Origin of the sequence: Curtobacterium sp. PsM8, assembly GCF_030433875.1 — a bacterium.
GTDB lineage: Bacteria > Actinomycetota > Actinomycetes > Actinomycetales > Microbacteriaceae > Curtobacterium.
Window position 1 is genome coordinate 1 of sequence record NZ_JARUXD010000116.1, and the last position, 6348, is coordinate 6348.

Below are 6348 nucleotides of genomic sequence, written 5' to 3' on the forward strand. Positions count from 1 at the left end.
GGGCGTGCTCGCGACCGACACCGGGGCTGTGTTGGTTCCGTGCGTGAGGAGTCTTCTTCGTTTCGGGGGCGTGCTCGCGACCGACACCGGGGCTGTGTTGGTTCCGTGCGTGAGGAGTCTTTTTCGTTTCTGGGGCGTGCTCGCTCTGTTTCGATCGCCGTCGGCCGGGCTGTGGAGAGCGGTGTCGAGGTGTCGGCGGTCCCGACTACCCTGGTCGCGTGGTCACCGCCCTGTATCGCCGTTACCGGCCCGAGAACTTCGCCGAGCTGATCGGGCAGTCGCAGGTGACGGACCCGCTCCGCACCGCACTCCGGACCAACCGCGTCAACCACGCGTACCTGTTCAGCGGCCCGCGCGGCTGCGGCAAGACGACCTCGGCACGCATCCTCGCGCGCTGCCTGAACTGCGCCGAGGGCCCGACCGACACCCCGTGCGGCGTCTGCCCCAGCTGTGTCGAACTCGCGCGTGGCGGCAGTGGCTCCCTCGACGTGATCGAGATCGACGCCGCCAGCCACAACGGTGTCGACGACGCCCGTGACCTCCGCGATCGTGCCGTCTTCGCCCCGGCGCGCGACCGCTACAAGATCTTCATCCTCGACGAAGCGCACATGGTCACGCCGCAGGGCTTCAACGCGCTGCTCAAGCTGGTCGAGGAACCGCCCGAGCACGTCAAGTTCATCTTCGCCACCACCGAGCCCGAGAAGGTCATCGGCACGATCCGGTCGCGGACCCACCACTACCCGTTCCGCCTGGTCCCGCCGGCCACGATGCTCGAGTACATCGAGCAGCTCTGCACGCAGGAGTCCGTCTCGGTCGCACCCGGTGTGCTGCCGCTCGTGGTCCGTGCCGGCGGCGGCTCGGTGCGCGACACCCTGTCGCTGCTCGACCAGCTGATGGCCGGCAGCGAAGACGGCGCGATCGCCTACGAGCGGGCCGTCGCCCTGCTCGGCTACACCGACGCCGCCCTGCTCGACGACGTGGTCGACGCGCTCGCCGTGGCCGACCCCGCGTCCGCGTTCTCGGCGATCGACCGCGTGGTCCAGACCGGTCAGGACCCGCGCCGCTTCGTCGAGGACCTGCTCGAACGGCTCCGCGACCTGATCGTCGTCGCGGCGACGAACGAGAGCGCCGGAGCGGTCCTCCGCGGCATCTCGCCCGAAGAGCTCGACACGATGTCCCGCCAGGCTGGGGTCTTCGGGGCCACCGCGCTCTCCCGGGGTGCCGACATCGCCAACCGTGCCCTGACCGAGATGACCGGTGCGACCTCGCCCCGACTGCACCTCGAACTCATGGTCGCCCGGATGCTCGTGCCCGAGGCCGACGACACCCAGCGCGGTGCACTCGCCCGTGTCGAGCGGCTCGAGCGTCGCGTCGGTGTCGGCGATGCCGGCGGACACCAGGCTCCGCCGGAGACGATGCCGGCCGCGACGACGTCCGCTCCGAGGGGATCTGCTCCGGGGGGATCTGCTCCGACGGCGCCTGCTGCGGCACCCGTGGCTGCTCCCTCGGCCTCGGTGCCGACTGCTGCGTCCGCCGCTCCACCGGCTCCGGCGGGTGCCGCTCCGACCAGCACCGCGTCTCCCGCTGCCTCCACTGCTCCCGAGGCCCCGGCCTCGCACACGGACGAGGGCCCGGGCGAAGCGGCACGCGACGCCGCAGCGTCCTGGGCCGCCGCGGTCCCGGCGACCGACACCACCACCCGGAAGCCGGAACCTGCCGCGGCAGAGCCCGGCTCTGCCGGAGACTCCGAGCCCGAGGGACAGGCCTCGCCGTCCTCCACCGGAGTCGGCACGGTCATCGGGTCCGAGCCCGCGGTCCGCTCCGTGACCCCGGTCGGTCTGCAGCAGATGCGGGACACCTGGCCGCAGATCGTCGAGCACGTCCAGCGCGCCAAGCGTTCGGCGTGGGCGGTCGTCGCGACGGCACAGGTCACCGCGCTCAAGGACGACGTCCTGACCCTGACCTTCCCGAGCCAGCAGGACGTGGCCTCGTTCAAGGAGATGAGCGGGCCGGACACCAGCGTCAGCGAGCACCTCCGCAGCGCGATCACGGACCTGCTCGGTTTCCGGGTGAAGTTCGTGGCACGCGGACCGGGCGCTGCCGGTGCCCGGCCGGCGCAGGCACCCGAACAGCAGGCACCCGCACAGCAGGCACCCGCACAGCAGCCGCCGGCGCAGCAGGCGCCCCCGCAGCCGACGCCGGTGCAGCAGGCCCCGGCGAAGCCCGAGCAGTCCGCCCGGACCACGGCGCCGCAGCAGGCTTCGGCGCCGAAGCAGGCAGAGTCTCCGCAGCAGCCCGAACAGCGCACGCCGCAGGGTCAGCGCCAGCCGCAGGCCGATCCGGCGTCGGCGTCGCAGCCGTCTGCGCCGGAACGCCAGGCGTCGGAACGCCCTACGCCGGAGCGCTCCGCCCCGCGGGGAGAATCCGCCCCCGAGCGCCCCGCACCCGAGCGGCCCGCCCCGGAGCGATCAGCTCCCGAGCGATCAGCCCCCGCGCAGCCCGCAGCCCAGGACTCCGGACCGGTCACCGAGTGGGCCGTCGCGACGATCCCCGCGTCGGACCCGACGACCGGTGCCGTGCCCGAGGACGTCGTCCCCGCGTGGGGCGCGCCCTTCGGCGTCGTCCCATCGGACGCCACCGTCGCCCCGGCCGAGCGCGCCGCGCCTACCGAGACGGCCGCGCCTGCCGAGACGACCGCGCCTGCCGAGACGACCGCTCCTGCCGAGGCAGCTGCGCCCGCACAGTCGCCGGAGCCGACCCGATCGAGGACCGCAGCGTCCCCGTCCGGGTCCGCCGCGCCTCCCGTGCCGGCCGACGGCATCCCGGTCGACGACTACCCGCTGGACGACGAGCCGTTCGACGACGGCGCGCCGTTCCCCGACCCAGGCCACGGCCGCTCCGCACCGTCCGGCCGCGCCCCGTCGCAGCCCGCTGCAGGCAAGCCGGCGACCGCGCAGCCGGCTGCCGCACAGCAGCCGAGCGCTCCGCAGCAGCCAAGCACCCCGGCGCAGCCGTCCCGCCAGGCCCAGCAGGCGCCGTCCGGCGCCCGTCGCGCCCCGGTCCCCGGGCGCTACGGCGAGGCGGTCGTGCGTGAGATCCTCGGCGCGCAGTTCATCGAGGAGACGTCGCTGACCGAGGGGACGATCTGATGTACGACGGCATCGTGCAGGACCTCATCGACGAGTTCGGGCGGCTGCCCGGCATCGGTCCGAAGTCGGCGCAGCGGATCGCGTTCCACATCCTGCAGACCGAGTCGTTCGACCCGACCCGCCTGTCCGAGCTCCTGGCGGACGTCAAGGAGCGGGTCCGCTTCTGCGAGGTCTGCGGCAACGTCACCGAGAACGTGCAGTGCAGCATCTGCCGAGACCCGCGACGGTCGCCGGCGACGATCTGCGTCGTCGAGGAAGCCAAGGACGTCGCCGCGATCGAGCGCACCCGCGAGTTCCGGGGGCTCTACCACGTGCTCGGTGGGGCGATCAGCCCGATCGACGGCGTCGGACCGGACGACCTGCGGATCCAGCAGCTCATGGTCCGGCTCGCCGACGGCACCGTGGACGAGGTCATCATCGCCACGGACCCGAACCTCGAGGGCGAGGCGACCGCGACCTACCTCAGCCGACTGCTCGTCCCGATGGGCATCCGCACGACCCGTCTGGCCTCGGGGCTGCCGGTGGGCGGCGACCTGGAGTACGCGGACGAGGTCACCCTCGGCCGTGCGTTCGAGGGCCGTCGCGTCGTCGGCGGCTGACCCCGACCCGCACCCGGACTGCTCGGCAGCTCGCCGACCTGTCCGGGTGCCCACGCGGGATCGTTGCGTGCCGACCCGCTCGGACGCAACATCCGTGGAACACCGTCTACGATTGTCGAGCCGCGTGACGTCGCGGAGAACCGTCCCCAGGAGTGCGTGCCCGTGGCCTTGATCGTGCAGAAGTTCGGTGGTTCGTCCGTCGCGGATGCCGAGAGCATCAAGCGCGTGGCGAAGCGCATCGTCGAGACGAAGAAGGCCGGCAACGACGTCGTCGTGGCGGTGTCCGCGATGGGCGACACCACCGACGAGCTCGTCGACCTGGCGCACGAGGTCACGCCGATCCCGGCCGGACGCGAGCTCGACATGCTCCTCACCGCGGGCGAGCGGATCTCGATGGCGCTCCTCGCGATGGCGATCAAGAGCCTCGGGGTCGAAGCCTCGTCGTACACGGGCAGCCAGGCCGGCATGCTCACGGACGCCCAGCACGGCAAGGCCCGCATCGTCGACGTCACCCCGAAGCGCGTGCGTGAGGCGCTCGACGCCGGGCACGTCGCGATCGTCGCCGGCTTCCAGGGCTTCAACCGCACCACGGGGGAGATCACCACCCTCGGCCGCGGTGGTTCCGACACGACCGCCGTCGCCCTGGCCGCTGCGCTCGACGCCGACGTCTGCGAGATCTACACCGACGTCGACGGCATCTTCACCGCCGACCCCCGCATCGTGCCGAAGGCCCGCAAGATCGACCGGGTCACGACCGAGGAGATGCTCGAGCTCGCAGCATCCGGTGCGAAGGTCCTCTACATCCGCGCCGTCGAGTACGCCCGCCGGCACGGAGTCACCCTGCACGTCCGTTCCTCGTTCAGCAACGTCGAGGGCACCATCGTCTACAACCCTGCCGAGGGGGAAACCGTGGAAGAACCGATCATCACCGGCATCGCCGGCGACCTCTCCGAGGGCAAGATCACCGTCGTCGGCGTGCCCGACCAGCCCGGGAAGGCAGCCGAGATCTTCACGATCGTGGCGCGCGCCGGAGCGAACATCGACATGATCGTGCAGAACGTCTCGGCGGCATCGACCGGCCGGACCGACATCTCGTTCACGCTGCCGAAGGACCAGGGCCAGAGCGTCCTGACGGCGCTCGAGGTCTCGAAGTCCGACATCGGGTACGAGGGCATCCAGTACGACGACCAGATCGGCAAGCTCGCGCTGGTCGGTGCCGGCATGCGCACGAACGCCGGCGTCTCAGCGCAGCTGTTCCGCGCGCTGCACGACGCCTCGATCAACATCGAGATGATCTCGACGTCGGAGATCCGCATCTCGGTCGTCACCCGCGCCGACACCCTGAACGAGGCCATGCGCGTCGTGCACGAGGCGTTCGGTCTCGACGCCGACAACGAAGCCGTCGTCTACGCCGGCACCGGCCGCTGACCCCGAGCAGGAGCACCATGCAGTCCGACAACACCCAGCTCACCGTCGCGGTCGTCGGCGCCACCGGTCAGGTCGGTGCCGTGATGCGCCGTCTGCTCGAGGAGCGCGACTTCCCGGCCGACACGGTCCGCTTCTTCGCGAGCGCCCGTTCCGCGGGGACCACCCTGCCGTTCCGCGGCCAGCAGATCGTGGTCGAGGACTCCGAGACCGCCGACCCGACCGGCATCGACATCGCGCTCTTCTCAGCCGGTGCGACGGCGTCCCGCGCGCTGGCTCCCCGCTTCGCCGCCGCCGGCGCCCTCGTCATCGACAACTCCAGCGCCTGGCGGCTCGACCCGCAGGTCCCGCTCGTGGTCAGCGAGGTGAACCCGGACGCGATCGCCGCCGCCGAGAAGGGCATCATCGCGAACCCGAACTGCACGACGATGGCGATCATGCCGGTCCTCAAGGCACTCGACACCGAGTCCGGTCTGCGTCGCCTCGTCGCCACCACCTACCAGGCGGTCTCCGGCAGCGGGCTGGCGGGCGTCGAGGAACTGCTCGGGCAGGCGCGTGCCGCCCTCGAGCAGGACACCGCGGCGCTCACCCACGACGGCTCGGCCGTGACGTTCCCGGAGCCGGTCAAGTACGTGCGTCCGATCGCGTTCGACGTCGTCCCGCTCGCCGGCAGCATCGTCGAGGACGGCTCGGGCGAGACCGACGAAGAGCAGAAGCTCCGCAACGAGAGCCGCAAGATCCTCGACCTGCCGGACCTGCTCGTCGCCGGCACCTGCGTCCGTGTGCCCGTCTTCACCGGTCACTCGATCTCGGTGCACGCCGAGTTCGAGCGCCCGCTCTCACCGGAGCGCGCGACCGAGGTACTCGCGTCCGCCCCGGGCGTCGAGCTGTCCGACGTCCCCACCCCGCTGCAGGCGGCCGGGCAGGACCCGACCTTCGTCGGCCGCATCCGGGCCGACCAGTCGGCGCCCGCCGGACACGGCCTGGCGCTGTTCGTGAGCAACGACAACCTGCGGAAGGGCGCCGCCCTGAACGCGGTGCAGATCGCCGAGGTCGTGGTCGCGACCCGCGCCACGGCCGGTGCTGCCGCGTCCTGACGCACGCCACGACGGACGGGAGGCCCGCGACCAGCGGGGAGCGGGCCGGTCTCTTATACACCTCGGACGCTGCCGACG

At 71.9% G+C, this 6348-nt stretch carries 4 protein-coding genes; all 4 read left to right on the forward strand.

Annotation, left to right across the window (positions count from 1 at the left end):
* Positions 1–218 precede the first annotated feature (218 nt).
* The 4 genes from QCD68_RS16615 to QCD68_RS16630 all read left to right on the forward strand — a co-directional run bounded on the left by QCD68_RS16615 (position 219) and on the right by QCD68_RS16630 (position 6270).
* A complete protein-coding gene (locus tag QCD68_RS16615; RefSeq protein ID WP_301223820.1) occupies positions 219–3149 on the forward strand; it encodes a DNA polymerase III subunit gamma and tau in 2931 nt (976 codons plus the stop codon).
* Complete coding sequence (recR, locus tag QCD68_RS16620; RefSeq protein ID WP_111074319.1) at positions 3149–3748, forward strand: recombination mediator RecR; 600 nt, start codon at positions 3149–3151, stop codon at positions 3746–3748. Before QCD68_RS16615 ends, recR begins: the two co-directional genes overlap by 1 nt.
* Before the next feature lie 162 nt (positions 3749–3910).
* The gene (locus tag QCD68_RS16625; protein ID WP_110824600.1) at positions 3911–5176 is read left to right on the forward strand and encodes an aspartate kinase; all 1266 of its coding nucleotides are present in this window, start codon (positions 3911–3913) and stop codon (positions 5174–5176) included.
* Positions 5177–5193: 17 nt separating this feature from the next.
* Positions 5194–6270 (forward strand): aspartate-semialdehyde dehydrogenase, encoded by a 1077-nt coding sequence (locus QCD68_RS16630; protein WP_301223821.1) that lies wholly within the window; start codon positions 5194–5196, stop codon positions 6268–6270.
* The last annotated feature ends 78 nt before the right edge of the window (positions 6271–6348 follow it).

What these genes read in the sequence shown, in the direction of transcription:
- recR (WP_111074319.1), top strand. Translation starts at nt 3,149, where the DNA reads ATGTACGACGGCATCGTGCAGGACCTCATCGACGAGTTCGGGCGGCTG.
- QCD68_RS16630 (WP_301223821.1), top strand. Translation starts at nt 5,194, where the DNA reads ATGCAGTCCGACAACACCCAGCTCACCGTCGCGGTCGTCGGCGCCACC.